Here is a 16,161-nt window from a genome sequence, read left to right on the forward strand (position 1 = left end):
CGTCGACCCGGCCGGGCACGACCCGATCGGGACGCGTCGCGAACACCGAAGTCGGAACGAGGGATGACGGCGCACCCGAGTGACCGGGCAACCCATGCCCGGCGACCCGGAGTCGGCCCGGATCGGCCCCGAGGCGGTCGCACACCGCGTGGGCGGCGAACGGCGCGACGAAGGTGACCATGGTCAGACCGCACCGTGCACGAGTGCCGCGAGCTCGGTCGACGCACCGCCGCGAACGCCGGTGACCGGCGCGGTGCGAGCGGGCACGACGGGGCCGCCCGTCCGGAATCGATTCCCGGCGGGTCCTCGACCTGCTCGTGCCGCTCTGGTGGTGCGTGTCGTGCGCACGGCGTGCGCCGCGCGTGCCGTCCATCGAGCCATGGGAGCCAACGCCTCTCGCGTCGTCTCCCCGCCCGGCCATCCCCCACGGAGTCCCGGATGCGGCACAAGCTAGACCGCAACGCCCTTTGTTCGCAAGGGCCTTGACAGCGATTCGAGAACTGGCGTAGAAGGTTCAGCACAATCTAACAAATGTTAGATAGGCAGTTCGGTTCTCCCTGAAGGCAATCCCCCACCGATCAACGGCAACCGCTCCACCTGCGGTTAGGCTGCACGCACCGCACGACGCAGCCGCATCCACCCGCCGGACCGAGAACGGGCGCTCATGTCACGCAGGAAGACGGAACCCGAAGCACTTCCGCGCCGGGAGGTGATCCTGTCCGAGGCGGCAACGCTGTTCGCCCGCAAGGGCGTCGTCGCGTCGACGGTGCGCGAGATAGCCGACGCGTCGGGGATTCTCGCGGGCAGCATCTACCACTGGTTCGGTTCGAAAGAGGATCTGATCGACGAGATCCTCACCGGCGCGATGCGCGACCTGTCGACGTGGTACGACGAGGCGTTCGCCGACGCGCGCACCTCGAGCGACCGGTTGCGCGGACTCGTGCACGCCGCGTTCCGCACCATCGAGCACCACCCCGACGCGGCCACGATGTACGTCCGGGACTACGCCTACCTGGCCACGCTGCCGCGCTTCGCGCATCTGGCGGCGGACGGTGCCCGGGTTCGCGACCTGTGGCTGAACACCCTTCAGGAGGGCATCGAGTCCGGGGAGTTCCGCGCCGATCTGGATCCGGAGCTGGTCTACCGCTACCTGGCCTATCCACTGTGGCTCACCGCCGGTTGGAAGTCCGGCATCGACCGCACCCTGCCCGAACTGGAAGCCCAGTTCACGGCGCTCGTGCTGGAAGGCGTCACCCCCCGGAACTGACGAGGCGACGGCCGCCGACCACGCCGGCGCCGGTGGGGGAGCCCGAGCGTTCGCGAAAGGACCACACCATGCACGTCGACGGTTTCGTCGCGCCCGGATTCGCGCCCGTACAGGCCGCGTTCGAGGAGAACTTCGCGATCAACGGCGAAGTGGGCGCCGCGCTCGCGGTCCATCTGGACGGGGCACCGGTGGTGGACCTGTGGGGCGGACTGGCCGAACCGGACACGGGACGCGATTGGGAGCCGGACACCGTACAGGTGGTCTGGTCGGTCACCAAGGGCCTGGTCGCGACGTGCCTGGCGGTGCTGATCGATCGCGGCCTCCTCGATCCGGCGCAGCCGGTGTGCCGCTACTGGCCCGAGTTCGCGGCGGCCGGCAAACGTGCCGTGACGGTGGCCCAACTGCTCTCGCATCAGGCCGGGTTGCCGTTCCTGGACGAGCCGATCACGCTCGACCAGGTGGCCGTACCGGACGCGTTGGCCGACGCGCTGGCCGCCCAGCGGCCCTCGTGGGAGCCCGGGACGGCGCACGGCTATCACGCGGTGACCTGGGGCTTCTACGCGGGCGAGCTGATCCGCCGGGTGGACGGGCGCACGGTGGGCGCGTTCCTGGCCGAGGAGGTGGCCGGCCCGCTCGGCGTCGACGCGCACATCGGCCTGCCGGCGACCGTCGTACCCCGGCTCGCGCACCTGACCACGCTCGCCCCGATGGACCCCGGCCTGCTCGACCTCGGCTCCGATCTGGGCCGGGCGATGCTCGCGCTGCCCGAACTCGCCGCCCCCGGCGCGGATCACGATCCGAACGTGCTCGCGTGGGAGGTGCCCTCCGGGCTCGGCGTCACCAACGCCCGGGCGCTGGCCCGGGTGTACGCGATGCTCGCCGGGGGCGGCACGCTGGACGGCGTGCGCCTGCTCTCCCCCGCGACCGTCACCGAGGTGACCCGCACGGTGGTCGAGGGCCGGGATCGCATCCTGGGCGACCACACCGCGTTCAGCCTGGGTTTCATGAAGCCGGAGACCGCGTTCTTCGGCGTCTCCCGCGACCCCGCCGCGTTCGGACACCCGGGCAGCGGCGGCCCGTTGGCATTCGCCGACCCGGCGGCGGGACTGGCCTTCGCGTACGTGACCAACGGCCGGTCGCCACTGCACACGGACGTACGGGCACTCGGGCTGATCGAAGCGGTGCGCGGCTGTTCGTCCCGCTGAGGCGGGTCTTCGATCGCGGCGCCGAGCATCGCGGCGCCCGGCGCCACGTATCGGAGTGCCGGAGAAGTGCCCGCGTGGTTGTTGCATTCGCGTGTTTCGCCGGCGCGGCGAGCGCGGCGAGGAGCCCGAAGCGCGGATGCGGTGCCGGGCGTCGTGCTGCTCGGTGGCGGATCAAAGACCCGGTCCGGGGCCCGACCGGCGCAGAGGTCAGTCGCGGCGGCGAGCGGCGGCGAGCAGGAGGCCGCCCAGGAGAAGCAGGAAGCCGGCCGCCACACTCAGCGGCAACACCGGCGCCGAGCCGGTGTTCGCGACATGGTCGGTGATCGCTCTGCGGGCGATCACCGCGGGTCCGTCGTGCACCGCCCGCTTGGCGGCGGCACCTCGGTCCTTGGCCGCGCCGTCGCGGCCGCCCGGGGGCTTGGCGCGACGCGGGGGCTTGCCGGCGGCAGCCGGGCGGGCGGTGCCCGCCGGGTGTCGGAGCGACCCGGCACCGACTCGACCGGCCCCCGGCCCGGTCGAAACGGTGGACGACACGTGCGGTGCGGCGCCCGGATCGGCGCGGCGGCCCGGATCCCGCGGGCTCCGGCAGCCGCCCCGGGCCGGTTCGGCGCCCGGCACGCGGGCCCGTTCGCGCAGCGTGGCGGGGTCCGGTCGGTCCGCGCCGAGCGGGTCCGCCGCGGTCGCGAGGTCCGGGTCGGGGGCCGGGCAGAGCGCCGCGCCGGCCGTGTCGGTGCCGGGGAGCCGGACGCCGGGCCGGAGCGGGTGATCGGTCGGAAGTGGCGACAGCGGCGGGGGGATCGGGCGCAGGCGTACCTCGGCCGACCCGCGCGCGAGCGCCGAGCCGGCCTGGATCGGCGCGGCGGCACCGACCGGGGTGGCGATCGAAGTGAGCACGGCCACGCCGAACGCGACCGCCGGCGACGTCGCGCGGCGGTTTCGGTGTCTGCTCACCCGACCACGCTAGCCGGCCCGGGCCGCTCGGGGCCGGCGCCGCGCGTACCGTTCCCTCCTTCGGCCCAACGAGCGTCACCCGCCCGGGACGACCCGGACCACGACGCCCGCGTCCTCCGCGGACGTCCTGCGCCTGCCCCGGCACGCCGTCTTTCGACCCTCGACGAAAAAGACAGACAGCCTTACCTTGTAACGGTGTCACGTTTCGAGCGACAATCCCGGACACCGGGTCCCGGCCCGCGTCCGGGTTCGCGTCCCGTCGTGCCCGGTGCGGGTTCGTGCCGGGTTCGTGCCGCTCCGAGGGGGTCTTCGCCATGCGTGTCTTCGACGCCGACAACCACTACTACGAGGCCATCGACGCCTTCACCCGCCATCTGGACCCGAGGTTGGGCGAGCAGGTCATCCAGTGGTGCGAGATCAACGGCCGCAAATACCACGTGATCGGCGGCACGGTGAACCACGCCGTGGTCAATCCGACCTTCGACCCGATCGCCAAGGCCGGCGCGATGGCCGAGTACTTCCGCGGCAACCCCTCCGGCCGCAACCCACTGGACTACCTGCGCGAACGTGAGCCGATCCGCCCGGAATACCGCGACCGGGACGCGCGCCTGGCGGTGATGGACGATCAGGGCCTGGACGGGATCTGGCTGTTCCCGACTCTGGGCATGGTGTACGAGGCCGCCCTGGCGCACGACCCCGCGGCCGTCGGGCAGTTGTACTCGTCCTTCAACCGCTGGCTGGAGGAGGACTGGGGGTACGCCTACCGGGACCGGATCTTCGCCGCGCCGTACATCGCGCTCGCCGACCCGCGGACCGCGCTCGCCGACCTCGACCGCGCGCTGGAGGGCGGCGCCCGGATCGTGTGCATGCGCCCGGCGGCGCCGAACACGGCGGACGGCCCGTACCCGCCCGGGCACCCGGCCTTCGATCCGTTCTGGGCCCGGGTGAACGAGGCCGGCGTACCGGTGATCGTGCACGCGGGCGACAGCGGCTACTCGGCCAACGGCTACAGCCGCAAGCAGGGCCTGCGGACCGACTTCAAGGGCGGCGGCGGCCCGTCGGTGACCATGTTGTGGACGATGGAACGGCCGATCTTCGACTTCCTCGCGTCGCTGATCCTGGACCGCCTGTTCGAGCGCTTCCCGAACGTGCGGGTGGTCTCGGTGGAGAACGGCTCCGAGTTCCTCGGCGACCTGTTCCGCAAGCTGCGCTCGGTCGGCCGCAAGATCCCCGGCCTGTTCCCCGAGGACCCGGTGGAGACCTTCCGGCGGCACGTCTGGATCAACCCGTTCTGGGAGGACGACCTGGTCGAGGTGGTCGACCTGATGGGCCCCGCCCGCGTCGTCTTCGGCTCCGACTGGCCGCACATCGAGGGCCTGCCGAACCCGAGGGACTACGAAAGCGAACTCAAGCCCTTCGACGACCGAACCAAGGCCCTGATCATGGGCGAAAACGCAAGAGCCCTGAACACCCCCCAGCCGATCTGAGCGGACGCCTCCCACGCGATGTCGCACCTTCCCGTTTGTCATGTATCGGGAAGGTGATCCTCGTGCCTCGGTAAGGTGGGCGGCGTGCAGAGCCGTCCACAGGAGGCATCGACATGAGCAACGGCCCCCACTCCACCGACTCCGATATCGCTGCCCTCTTCGAGTCGATAGAGGCACCCGAGACCGTCCAGGTGGAACTGATCGGAGGCCGCATCGTGATGTCACCCACCCCTGTGAGCGGACATGGCGGCCTGCTGCGTCGGCTGTTCTCGAAGTTCCTGGAACCGAACCTTCCCGCAGGCCTGGACGTTCCGATGTCCCCCGTCACCGTCATGCTTCCCGGCATCGGTGGCGACGGATACGTCCCCGACATGGTTGTCTTCGACGAAGACGCGAACTGGGACTTCGACGACTGGAAGCTCCCCGCCGATGTCTTCCACCTCGTCGTCGAGGTCGTCTCCGCCGGTCGGGAGAGTCAGCACGACGACCGTGAGGTCAAGCCACTCGGCTACGCCTCCGGTCCGATCCCGCTCTACCTGCTGATCGACCCGCTCCGTCAAGAGGTCACGCTGTTCGCGTCCCCGTCGGACGGCAAATACCAGGAACGGCACACCGTGCCCTTTGGTGGGCGTATTCCGGTACCCGATCCCTTCGACGCCGTACTGGACACGTCGATCTTCTTCCGCTGAGCGCGGCGGTCGGTCAGACCAGGACGGCCTGGCCGCCGGGGCCCTCCTCGGTGATGTCCAGGACCGTGGGTGGGCGGCGGGTCGCGGGGGCGGGCGGGAGCAGGGCGGCGGGGTCGAGGGTGGGGCCCGCGGCGGCCCGGGCGCGGAGTTCGGATTGCTCCCCGGCCAGGTCGGCGAGCAGGCCCAACACATGGAGCAGGTCGATCAGTTCGCTGGTCAGGTCGGCCGACCAGGTGCGTTCGCGGATGCGCTCCAGGCCCTCGCCCGGGGGTTCGGTGCGGGCCGCGATCCACGGCTCCAGGATGCCCAGGTCCCACACCTCGCGCGGGACGGGGCCGATCCGGCCGGAGCCGAGCCGGAGCGAGCGGGTCTCCTCGTCGTAACCGGCGCCCGTCGGCCGCGCCGGGACCGGCTCACGGACGAACGGGCGCCGACCGCCCGGAAGTCGGGGCTTGCCGTCGCCGGGGCGGCCGAACCGCGCGCCGAACGTGTACAGGCCGATCAGCCGGCGGCCGAGTTCGACGCCCGCCGCCCACACCTTCGGGTCGGCCGTGAGCGGCACCCCCGCAGGATCCACCGTCACCGCCACGATCCAGGCGAACACGTCCTCGGCGGCGACCGGGACGGCCAGCCGCTCCGCGAGCAGTTCGACCAGACCGGGCGCGAGGTTGGGCACCCGGCCGGCCGGGTCCCGGTACAGCGGCGCGACCCGCCCGCCCCGACCACCGTGATGGGCCGCGTCCGGCAGCAGCGCGCTGCACAACAGCGGCCAGGGGTCCCCCGCTTGACGTTCCGTCAGGTAGACCTGCCGATCCCCGCGCACCCGCCACAGCTCGGGCCGGGCGAAGTCCACCACGCGGTGATCCGCGACCAGCCACTGCCGATCGAAGGGCCGCCGGGCGACCCGCACCAGCCGAGGCGTCGGGCCGACCTCACGCGCCAGCGGCCCGACCGGGGCCTCGCACCCGGGCAGCGGCGCGGGCCGGGACCCGTCCGTGCGCGAACGGGTGGGCTGCAACAGCGTGTTGCGGTCCTCGGCGGCGGCCAGCCGGGACCAGCGCCGACGCAGCGTCTCCCGTTCGGGCGCGTACACCCAGGTCCGTCCCGTACCGATCCCACTCGTGCCCCACGGCATCAGATCCGCCAGCGGAGGCGGCCCGCCCGGGCTCACAGCGCGTGGTCCCACACCCGCCGCTCCTCCCGATCCGGATCGCCGACCACCGTCGCCGGCACGTCGAGCAGCATCGTGCGCCGCTCGGTCGGGTCGTACCGGGGCCACGCCGGCAGACCGTCCGCCACCGGCGGCCCGCCCTTGACGAACGCGACCCACGCCTGCTGGATGCGATCGGACAACTCCCGCGCGGCGGGCGGCACCCCGCCGGTCAACCAGCGACCGAGCGGCGTGTCCAGCGTGCCGAACACGAACGGGATGTCGATCGCGTGCGGCGACCCCAACCGCTGCGGATGCGCCTTGGGCGCCCAGCGGAAGCGGTACATGTACGCCGTGCCGCCGGCCGCGAGCTGCGCCTCGGCAAGCCGCACGGTCGGTATCCCGTAGGACTCCGCGGTGAGCAGCCGGATCCGCCGCGAGCGCCCGTTCAGGTCCGGGTACATCTCCGCGTAGGTGCGCACCAGTGCGGCGAGCGCGTCCGGGCTGCGCAGGTTGGCCAGGTCGGCGGGTCCGGGTTCGCGTGCACCGGTCCCCTCCGTGACCGCGAACATCTGCTCCTCGTCCTGATTCGACCCGAGCAGGATCGGCACGTCGCCCCGGATCGCCCGCAACGGCGTCACCGGCAGCGGCCCGGCGGGATCGACCACCGGCCGGAACACGAACCGTGCCGTACCGCGCCCGATCGCCTGCTCCTGCGCGTCGAGCAGCTCGGCCGACGGCACGTCGATCAGCTCGGCGGCCCGGTCCGCGCCGAGCCCGAGTGCGGCCAGCACGTGCCCGGTGGCCCGCTCGGCCTCGGGCACCGTGCGCACCGTCTGCGCGCCGCCGCTCTGCACGATCGCGCGGCGGAAGAGCCCGCGCGCGGCGGGCAGCGCGAGCAGGTTGGCGGTGAGCTTCCCGCCCGCCGAGACCCCGCCGAGGGTGACCCGGTCGGGATCCCCGCCGAACGCGGCGATGTGCTCGCGCACCCAGCTCAGCGCCCGCACCACGTCCAGGAGCGCGTTCGTCGAGGAGGCGGCGTACTCGTCGCCGAGCAGGTGGCGCAACTGCAACAGTCCCAGCACGCCCAGCCGATAGGCGACGGTGACCACCAGCACGCCGCGCCGGGCGAACCCGCCGCCGTCGTACACGCCCTCGAACGACGCGCCGGAGGTGTAGCCGCCGCCGTGCACCCACACGAGCACCGGATGTGGGCCGGGCTCGGCCGGCGCGTGGATGTTCAGGTACAGGCAGTCCTCGTCGACGGCCACCGGCGCGGCCCCGTACCGGCCGATCGGCTGCGGCGCCGCGCGGGCGAACTCGCGCGCGTCCCGATCGCCGGTCCAGGCCGCCGGCGGCCGGGCAGGACGAAACCGGGCCGGCCCCACCGGCGGCGCGGCGAAGGGCACCCCTCGAAAGATCCGGACCCCGTCCGACTCCTCGCCGACCAGTCCACCCAGCGACGTCCGCACACGCACCATGGCACCGAGCATAGGACCCGCCGTCACAGCAGGCCCGCGAGCTTGTAGGCGACCAGGGAGCCGGCCACCGCGACGTTGAGACTGATGCCGGTGCCGACCATCGGGATCTCCACCATCTCGTCGAGGTATGGCAGCGCCTCGAACGGGATGCCGTCGCTCTCGTGGCCGAGCACGGCGATGGTGGGACAGCGCGCGGGTCTCAGGTCGGCGAGGCGGACCGCGTCGTCGGCGAGTTCGACGCCGACCACCCGGGCGCCGCGCTCTCGTTGCGTGCCCAGCCAGGTGAGCGGATTGCCCACCCGATGCACGCAGGTCGGCCGGCGCAGCGTGTTGCCCCGGGCCAGGGCCTCGGGAACCCAGGGCAGCCGCGGCACGACGAGACACGCGCCGACCGCGTCGCACGTGCGCAGGAGGGTGCCGAGGTTGACGCCGTACTTGGGCCACAGCGGCGCGAGATAGAGGTGGTCCCAGCAGCCGTGCGCCTTGCCGCGGCGCTGCCGCCTGAGTTCGGCGCGAGTGTTGACGTGGTACGCGGGGCCGGCCGGGCGGGTCCCGCCGGGCGCGGTCATCGCTCCCGGGAGGAGTGCCTCCCGTCGCGGTGCCGCCGAGCCCGATCGGTGCGGTGCGACCTGTCGTCGCCGTTCTCGATTCGCTTCACGAGTGGGCCACTTCGCGGCGTGACCGGGCCATCGTCGAGTGTGTCGCTACGGCGTCAGGATACGGCGAACGGCGTCGCGTTGCTCCCGCGGGAGCAACCTCGGATACTCCGCGAGCCGGATGCCGGGGCCGGCGCGGGCGTGACACGCTTTCCGGGAACCATCCATGCACCCGGGAGTCCCCCTTGACCGTTGTCCTGGTGATCATCGCGGCCGTCGCCGTGCTCGCGCTGCTGATCGGCGTGCACCTCTACGTATGGCGGCGACTCGTGCGCGACACCACCCGGTCCGGGCTCGTGCGGCGAGTCGGCGCGGGAGTGGTGGTCGCGCTCGGGGTGTCGATGGCGGGCGCGCTGGTGCTGCCCAAGGTGTTCGGCCCGCGCGGCACGGAGTGGATCACGTGGCCGGGCTTCGTCTGGATGGCGCTGCTGTTGTACGTGGTGATGGCGCTCGGGGTGCTCGAGGTGCCTCGGGTGCTCGCGCTGCGGGCGCTGCGGCGGCGCGGGGAGGGCGAGCGGGCGGCGGAGCTGCCGCGCTCGGTCCCGGTCTCGGTCGGTGCCGACGGGGACGCCGTCGTCGAGGTCGCGGAGCCTGATGCCCGGTCCGAGGTCGGGCCGCAGGTCGCCGCGGCGGGCACGCCGCTGGGGCCGGACCGGCGGCTGGTGCTGAGCCGTTCGGTCGCGCTGTTGGCGGCGGGCACCTCGATGAGCGCGGTCGGCTACGGGATGACCCAGGCCCTGGGCGCGCCGCGCACGGTGCGGGTGCGGATACCGGTCGCGCGGCTGGATCCGCGGCTGGCGGGCTTTCGGATCGCGGTGGTCGGCGACATCCACCTGGGCCCGCTGCTCGGGCGCGCGCACACCACGCGGGTGGTGGAGACGATCAACCGGACCAACCCCGACCTGGTCGCCATCGTCGGCGACCTCGCCGACGGCACGGCCGGGCAACTGAGCGACGACGTCGAGCCGTTGCGGCGGCTGACCAGCCGCTACGGGTCCTTCTTCGTCACCGGCAACCACGACTACATGTCCGGCGCGGCGGACTGGGTCGCCGAACTCGCCGAGCTGAACGTGCGCACGCTGGCCAACGACCGGCTGGAGATCGCCCGGGGCGGCGCCGCCTTCGACCTGGCCGGCGTCAACGACGTCGCCGGCAAGTCCCACCACGACGGCCCGAACTTCGCCAAGGCGCTGGGCAACCGCGACCCGTCCCGCCCGGTGGTGCTCCTCGCCCACCAACCGGTCCAGGTGGACGACGCCGCCAAATACGACGTCGACGTACAACTCTCCGGCCACACCCACGGCGGCCAGATGTTCCCGGTGCAATTCCTGGTCAAGCTCGACCAGCCGGCCGTCGCCGGCCTGCACCGGGTCGACGACACGATGCTCTACATCACCAGAGGCGCCGGCTTCTGGGGTCCCCCGGTCCGCCTCGGCGCACCCCCGGAGGTCACGGTGGTCGAACTACACCCGAAGTAGCGAAGCCGAACCACCCGTACCCATCCCCGTCACCGCATCCGCAGCAACGTGCCCGGATCGAGGGCGACCGGCGCAAACGCGGGAAGCGTGGTGACGACGCCCGGCTTGGCGTTACCCGAGGGCGCGTACTCGTCTCCGTCGAGTGTGTAGGTCTCGACGGTCAGGGCTTTCGGGTCCACGACCCAGTAGGACGCGATCGCCCACTCGGCGTACCTGGCGAGCTTGTCGATGCGGTCCGCGCCCTCGTGGCCGGGCGAGAGAATCTCGACGGCCAGGAGCACGTCTTCGGGGGCGAAAGCCACCTCGTCCGCTTCGAGACCCTCTATCCCGGCAGCACGAGTCACCACGGCGATATCGGGCTGGAGCAAGTCCCGCTCTCCTCGACGAACATTGACGTTCTCGAAGACCATGACGGCGACCCCGGAGTCGGCTGCCGCCTGTTCGAAACGGCCCGACAGCGTCGAAGACACACGTTGGTGGCGCAGCCTGGGCGCCGGAGACATCATCAGAACGCCGTCCAGGAGTTCGATGCGGTATGGCGAGGTCTCCTGAGCGGCGATCACGTCGTCGGCAGTCCACTCGTGGTCGAAGGCGGGTTGCACAATCTCTCCCGAACGCTCGGCTTCCTCATCCACAGGATCACCACCACTTTGTCAGGGATTGATCTGCCATATGCCCGGTTTCCCGAATCACGATCATGAACACTCGGGGCAGGGCGACGTCCCTTCGTGAGCCGGCCCTGCCCCGATCGATCAGACCGTCTCCGTCATCCCGCCGTCCACCACCAAGTGTGTGCCCGTCACGAAGGACGCCTCGTCGCTCAGCAGGAAGCGGATCGCGCCGGCGATTTCCTCCGGGCGGCCCAGCCTGCGCAGCGGGGAGCTGTTCTCCATGCGCTCGCGGGTGCCGGGGCGGGCGAAGGAGCGGGCCAGCATCGGGGTCTCCACGTAGCCGGGACAGACCACGTTGCTGCGGATGTGGTACTCGGCGAGCTTGGCGGCGATCGAGCGGTTCAGACCGAGCATGCCGGACTTCGACGCGCAGTAGGACGGGTTGAGCGCGTTGCCGACGATCGCGTTGAGCGAGGCGATGCCCACGATCGCGGAGCCGGCGTGTTCGCGCAGGTGCGGGGTGAGCGCCTGGACCAGCAGCGCGAACGAGCGCAGGTTGACGTCCAGGACGCGGTCCCAGTTCTCGGCGGTGACCTCGGTGATCGGGGTCGAGTCGACGATGCCCGCCGCGTGCACGAAGCCACCGATGGTGCCCAGCGCCTCGGCCGAGGCGTGGATCGCGGCCGGGTACGCCTGGGTGTCGGTGACGTCCAGGGCCAGTCCGAGCGCCCGCACCCCGTGCTCGGCCTCGATCTCCTTGGCCGCCTCCCCGACCGGACCCGCCGCGATGTCCCACAGCGCGACCGGCCGCCCGGTCGCGGCCAGCGCCCGCGCGGTGGCCCGCCCGATGCCCGAGGCGCCGCCGGTGATCACGACGCCGGTCTCGGGTGATGTCTTGTGCGTACCCACTTCTGATCTCCTCCGTGGACGGGTGGACTCGACATCTGACATACCGTCAGAACAAAACCAGTGGTAGCACGTCGCCGAGGATGCTCTGCTGACCGGCATGGCAAAACGACTGATGGACCTGCTTCTGGTGATCGATGTCGAGGCGACCTGCTGGGACGGCCCCACTCCCGAGGGACAGCGCAACGAGATCATCGAGATCGGCCTCGCCACCTTCGACATCGCCACCGGCGAGCGGGTCGACCGACACGGCGTCCTGGTGCGCCCGACCCACTCCACCGTCGGCGCGTTCTGCACCGAACTGACCACGCTGACCCAGGCGGACGTGGACGCCGGCCTCTCCTTCGCCGACGCGTGCGCCCTGCTGCGCGCCGAGTTCAAGGCGCATCAGCGCACGTGGGCGAGCTGGGGCGAGTACGACCGGCAGCAGTTCGAGCGGCAATGCGCCGCCGAGGGCGTTCCGTACCCGTTCGGCACCCGCCACCTCAACGCCAAGTCGCTGTACTCGCTCGCGCACGGCCTGGACCGCGAACTCGGCATGGCCGGCGCCCTGAAGCACGCCGGCCTCCCGCTCGAAGGCACCCACCACCGAGGCGTCGACGACGCGTGGAACATCGCAGCGCTGCTCGGCGGCGTCCTGCGCGCCCCACGCCGGGACCGCCCGACGGCCGTCGACGCGGGCACCGAAACCGACGTCTAGTCGCCCGTCACCAGCATCGCCGCGCCCACGATCCCCGCGTCGTTGTGCAGCTTCGCGGGGACCAGGTCGGCCCGGATCTTGATGTACGGCAGGAACTTCTCCGGCTTCTTGCTGATCCCGCCGCCGATGATGATCAGCGACGGCGAGAAGAGCATCTCCACGTACCGCAGGTAGTCCTGCACGCGCCCGGCCCACTTCTCCCAGGACAGGTCGTGCGTCTCGCGGGCCACCGCCGAGGCCCGGTGCTCGGCCTCGTGCCCGTCCAGCTCCAGGTGGCCCAGCTCGGTGTTGGGCACCAGCCTGCCGTCCACGAACAGCGCGCTGCCGATGCCGGTGCCGAAGGTCAACATCAGTACGGTGCCGGTGTGGCCCGCGCCGGCGCCGAACCGCATCTCGGCCACTCCGGCCGCGTCCGCGTCGTTGACCATCGACACCGGTCGCCCCAGCGTCGCGGAGAACAACGCGTCGGCGTCCAGGTCGATCCACGACTTGTCCACGTTCGCGGCGGTGCGCACGATGCCGTCCCGGACCACACCCGGGAAGGTGATGCCGACCGGCCCCCGGGTGTCGGCGAACTGCTCCAGCACCTCGCGGACCACACCGATCACCGCCTGCGGTTCGGAGGGCTCGGGAGTGAGCAGGCGCACCCGCTCGTGGGTCAGCCGCCCGGCGGCGGTGTCCACCGGCGCGCCCTTGATCCCGGTCCCGCCGATGTCGATGCCCATGACCGGCACGTGAGACTCCTTCGCCGTCGCAAACCATCCAAAGCCGTGCACACCGTCCACACCCCGCGCACACTCTCCACAACGCGGCACGGGGCAACCGCGTCCACCGGCCGTTACCCCGCCGACGCGGGCCGATTCACCGCAGCTCGGGCAGATCCTCGGGATGCAGCGTGCGCAACTCCTCCATGCCCGCGCCGGGCAGTTGGGCCAGCCGGGTCGCGTGTCGCTCGATCATCGCCTCGAACGTGCGCCGCGCCTCGCGCGCGTTGCCGAACGCGGCCCCGCGCGGGAGCCGGCGGAAGTAGCCCAGGAGCGCGTCGCACGCGTCGTCGGTGAGCACGTACTCGTGTTCGCGCACCTGCTTGCGGGTGATCTCGAGCAGGTCGTCGGCCGAGTAGTCCTGGAACGTGATGGTGCGCGAGAACCGGGACCCGAAGCCGGGGTTCGCGCCCAGGAAGCGCGCCATCTCGTCGGTGTAGCCGGCCACGATCACCACGACGTCGTCGCGGTGGTCCTCCATCAGCTTCACCAGCGTGTCGATCGCCTCGCGGCCGAAGTCGCGCGAGGGATCCGCCGGGGCCAGGCTGTACGCCTCGTCGATGAACAACACGCCGCCCCGGGCCCGGTCGAAGACCTCCTTGGTGCGCGGCGCGGTGGAGCCGATGTGCTCACCGACCAGGTCCACCCGGGAGACCTCGACCAGGTGGCCCATCCGCAGCACGCCCAACGCCTTGGCGATCTCGCCGTACAGCCGGGCCACCGTGGTCTTGCCGGTGCCCGGGGAGCCGGTGAAGACCAGGTGCCGGCGCAGCGTGGGTGCCTTGAGTCCGGCCTCCTCGCGCCGCCGGCCGACCGAGATCAGGTCGATCAGGTTGCGCACCTCGGCCTTGACGCCGGCCAGGCCGACCAGGCCGTCGAGTTCGGCGAGCAGGTCGTCCACCGCGCGCGCGGGCGCCTCGGCGGCGGCCTCGTCGGCGGCCGCCCCGTCCCGCGCGCCCGGGATCGGCAGCGTGGCGGTGAGCTTGGCCACGCCCTGCGGCGGCGCGCCGGCCGCCGCGATCGGGCTCGGCGTACCCAGGATGCCGCCGGCGGCCGGCGGCCGGCCGCTGCCCGCCCCGTCACCCTGCGACGTGCACTCGACCGCCACCGGCCCCGGGCCGGCGAACTCGAATCCGCCCTTGGCGTTGTCGCGGGTGGTGCAGCGGGTGAACACCGGATGGCAGCCCTCGCGCACGTTGACGCCGTAGCCGCGCCCGCCGAGCACCTCGCAGTCCTCGAAGTCGCCGCGCCCGCCACCGGCGATCCGGATGCCCTCACCGGTCGCCCGGTCCACCCGGACCCGGCGCACCGTGGGCCCGGCCGCGCCGGTGACCGAGACACCGTCCGTGGTGTCCTCGATCGTGCAGTCGGCGATGATCCCGCCGCAGTCCGACTCCATGAACCACACGCCCGTGGTGGCCTTGCGCACCTTGCAGGACTTGACCGAGACCACCGCGCCCGCGCCGATCCCGATGCCGGTCTCGTCCACGTCGTGGATCTCGCAGTCGTGCATGGACAGGCCGGTGCCGGCCCCGGCCACCTTGACCCCGTCCAGCACGTCGTGGATGCGGCACTCGCCCAGCGCCGCGTCCGCGCCGTCGGCAACCCACACGGCCGGCTTGCCGCCGGTGGAGTCGTGGAACTCGCAGTCGATCGCGGACGCGCGGGCGCCGTGGTCGGCGAGCGAGAGCCCGTTGCGGCCGAAGCTGCGGATCGTGCAGCCGCTGAGGGTGACCTCGGAGTGGCCGTGCACGTCGACACCGTTGCGACCCACATCGCGCAGCCGACAGCCGACCAGGGTCAGGTTGGCGCCGCGGTCGACGGAGACGCCGTTGCCCTCGGCGTCGCGGATCGTGCAGTCGTCGAGCGAGAACGTGGCCAGGTCGTCGGCCTGGACGCCGGTGCCCTTGACCGAGGTGATCTCCGTACGCGAGAGCGATCCGGCGCTGCCCTGGCCGCCGACCGAGATGCCCGCCCAGCCGACCCGCTCGATCCGCGAGTCGGCGATGATCGGCGCGGCGCCGCCCGCGACGCAGATCCCGCCGCCGCCCACGTCGTGGATGTGCAGGCCGGTCAGATGCGGCGAGGCCTGGTCGCCGACGAACACCGCGGGCTCCGCGTCCGAGCCGTCGTGGATCTCGCACTCCTGCACACTGCCCGTGGTCCCCGGGCCGGTGAACCGCAGCCCGTGCCCGGACGCGTCCCGGACCCGGCCACGACGCAACATCGGCGCGCTGCCCTCGCGGACGTCGAAGCCCTCGCGCCCGGTGTCGCCGATCTCGCAGTCCTCGAAGGTGCCGCGCGAGCGACCGGTGACCCCGATGCCCACACCCTGCGGGTTGCTCACCCGGCAGCGGCGCACCATCGGGTCCGCCCCCGCGCGCAACTCGACCCCGACCACGGAGGCGGCCCGGACCACGCACTCCTCCAATATCGGCGCGCAGCCCTCGATCACGATCGCGGGCGAGAGCACGCCCGCGCCACCCTCGACGACCAGCCCGTGCACGGCCGCGTCCGAGGTGATCGTCAGCGCGACGCCGTCGGCGGCGGTCAGCACCACCGTCCCCGGCCCGTCCGATCCGACCACCGTCACCGGGACGGCGATCGACACATCCTCGCGGTACGTCCCCGGCGCGACCAGGATCGAGTCACCCGCCGCCGCCGCGCCCACCGCGGCTGAGATCGAGGCGTACTCACCCGTGCGTCGTCGCCAACGAGTGCCCTGCACCACCTGAAGAACCCGACCCGTCATGGCGCCCCTGCCACCAGCCCCTCGGTCCGCACCCAGCACCCTCGCGAGTCCACCGTAAAGCGTC

General features: G+C 72.2%; 14 protein-coding genes. 6 read left to right on the plus strand and 8 right to left on the minus strand.

Annotation, left to right across the window (positions count from 1 at the left end; all coding sequences use genetic code 11):
• The first annotated feature begins 664 nt into the window (after positions 1-664).
• Together ACWCPW_RS28940 and ACWCPW_RS28945 are read left to right on the plus strand one after the other, a co-directional pair.
• Entirely contained in the window at positions 665-1,267 is a 603-nt protein-coding gene (locus ACWCPW_RS28940; protein WP_395863102.1) for a TetR/AcrR family transcriptional regulator, read from the plus strand.
• 68 nt (positions 1,268-1,335) lie between these two features.
• Positions 1,336-2,472 (plus strand): serine hydrolase domain-containing protein, encoded by a 1,137-nt coding sequence (locus tag ACWCPW_RS28945; protein ID WP_449764522.1) that lies wholly within the window; start codon positions 1,336-1,338, stop codon positions 2,470-2,472.
• A gap of 207 nt (positions 2,473-2,679) precedes the next feature.
• On the opposite strand, the gene ACWCPW_RS28950 is transcribed toward ACWCPW_RS28945, so the two are convergent.
• Positions 2,680-3,423 (minus strand): hypothetical protein, encoded by a 744-nt coding sequence (locus tag ACWCPW_RS28950; protein ID WP_449764523.1) that lies wholly within the window; start codon positions 3,421-3,423, stop codon positions 2,680-2,682.
• A 314-nt stretch (positions 3,424-3,737) separates the two neighbouring features.
• Here ACWCPW_RS28950 and ACWCPW_RS28955 point away from each other — a divergent pair, with 314 nt between their 5' ends.
• Positions 3,738-4,910: an amidohydrolase family protein gene (locus ACWCPW_RS28955; RefSeq protein ID WP_449764524.1), complete on the plus strand. Its 1,173-nt coding sequence runs from the start codon at positions 3,738-3,740 to the stop codon at positions 4,908-4,910.
• Between the two features lie 113 nt (positions 4,911-5,023).
• Positions 5,024-5,599, plus strand: a complete 576-nt coding sequence (locus ACWCPW_RS28960) for a Uma2 family endonuclease (protein WP_449764525.1) — start codon at positions 5,024-5,026, stop codon at positions 5,597-5,599.
• Between the two features lie 13 nt (positions 5,600-5,612).
• Here ACWCPW_RS28960 and ACWCPW_RS28965 read toward each other — a convergent pair whose 3' ends face one another.
• The 3 genes from ACWCPW_RS28965 to ACWCPW_RS28975 are packed head-to-tail and all read right to left on the minus strand — an operon-like array spanning position 5,613 to position 8,799.
• Entirely contained in the window at positions 5,613-6,785 is a 1,173-nt protein-coding gene (locus ACWCPW_RS28965) for a type ISP restriction/modification enzyme (protein ID WP_449764526.1), read from the minus strand.
• Positions 6,767-8,230 carry a carboxylesterase/lipase family protein gene (locus ACWCPW_RS28970; protein ID WP_449764527.1) on the minus strand — a complete coding sequence of 488 codons (1,464 nt, stop codon included), beginning with the start codon at positions 8,228-8,230 and terminating at the stop codon, positions 6,767-6,769. The genes ACWCPW_RS28965 and ACWCPW_RS28970 overlap by 19 nt, the downstream gene beginning before the upstream one ends.
• A gap of 23 nt (positions 8,231-8,253) precedes the next feature.
• Positions 8,254-8,799: a TrmH family RNA methyltransferase gene (locus ACWCPW_RS28975; RefSeq protein ID WP_449764528.1), complete on the minus strand. Its 546-nt coding sequence runs from the start codon at positions 8,797-8,799 to the stop codon at positions 8,254-8,256.
• A 272-nt stretch (positions 8,800-9,071) separates the two neighbouring features.
• Between ACWCPW_RS28975 and ACWCPW_RS28980 the strand changes: the two genes are divergently transcribed.
• The gene (locus tag ACWCPW_RS28980) at positions 9,072-10,364 is read left to right on the plus strand and encodes a metallophosphoesterase (protein WP_449764529.1); all 1,293 of its coding nucleotides are present in this window, start codon (positions 9,072-9,074) and stop codon (positions 10,362-10,364) included.
• Positions 10,365-10,393: 29 nt separating this feature from the next.
• On the opposite strand, the gene ACWCPW_RS28985 is transcribed toward ACWCPW_RS28980, so the two are convergent.
• Both ACWCPW_RS28985 and ACWCPW_RS28990 read right to left on the minus strand, forming a co-directional pair.
• Positions 10,394-10,999 (minus strand): Uma2 family endonuclease, encoded by a 606-nt coding sequence (locus ACWCPW_RS28985; protein WP_449764530.1) that lies wholly within the window; start codon positions 10,997-10,999, stop codon positions 10,394-10,396.
• A 117-nt stretch (positions 11,000-11,116) separates the two neighbouring features.
• Positions 11,117-11,884, minus strand: coding sequence for an SDR family NAD(P)-dependent oxidoreductase (locus ACWCPW_RS28990; protein WP_449764531.1), 768 nt, complete (start codon positions 11,882-11,884; stop codon positions 11,117-11,119).
• Between the two features lie 97 nt (positions 11,885-11,981).
• On the opposite strand from ACWCPW_RS28990, the gene ACWCPW_RS28995 reads away from it, so the two are divergent.
• A complete protein-coding gene (locus ACWCPW_RS28995) occupies positions 11,982-12,581 on the plus strand; it encodes an exonuclease domain-containing protein (RefSeq protein WP_449764532.1) in 600 nt (199 codons plus the stop codon).
• Here ACWCPW_RS28995 and ppgK read toward each other — a convergent pair.
• Both ppgK and ACWCPW_RS29005 read right to left on the minus strand, forming a co-directional pair.
• Positions 12,578-13,315: a polyphosphate--glucose phosphotransferase gene (gene ppgK, locus ACWCPW_RS29000; RefSeq protein WP_449764533.1), complete on the minus strand. Its 738-nt coding sequence runs from the start codon at positions 13,313-13,315 to the stop codon at positions 12,578-12,580. The two genes, ACWCPW_RS28995 and ppgK, sit on opposite strands and share 4 nt — an antisense overlap.
• Positions 13,316-13,442: 127 nt before the next feature.
• Positions 13,443-16,097 carry a right-handed parallel beta-helix repeat-containing protein gene (locus tag ACWCPW_RS29005; RefSeq protein ID WP_449764534.1) on the minus strand — a complete coding sequence of 885 codons (2,655 nt, stop codon included), beginning with the start codon at positions 16,095-16,097 and terminating at the stop codon, positions 13,443-13,445.
• Between the last annotated feature and the right edge of the window lie 64 nt (positions 16,098-16,161).

Source organism: Embleya sp. NPDC001921, assembly GCF_053594475.1.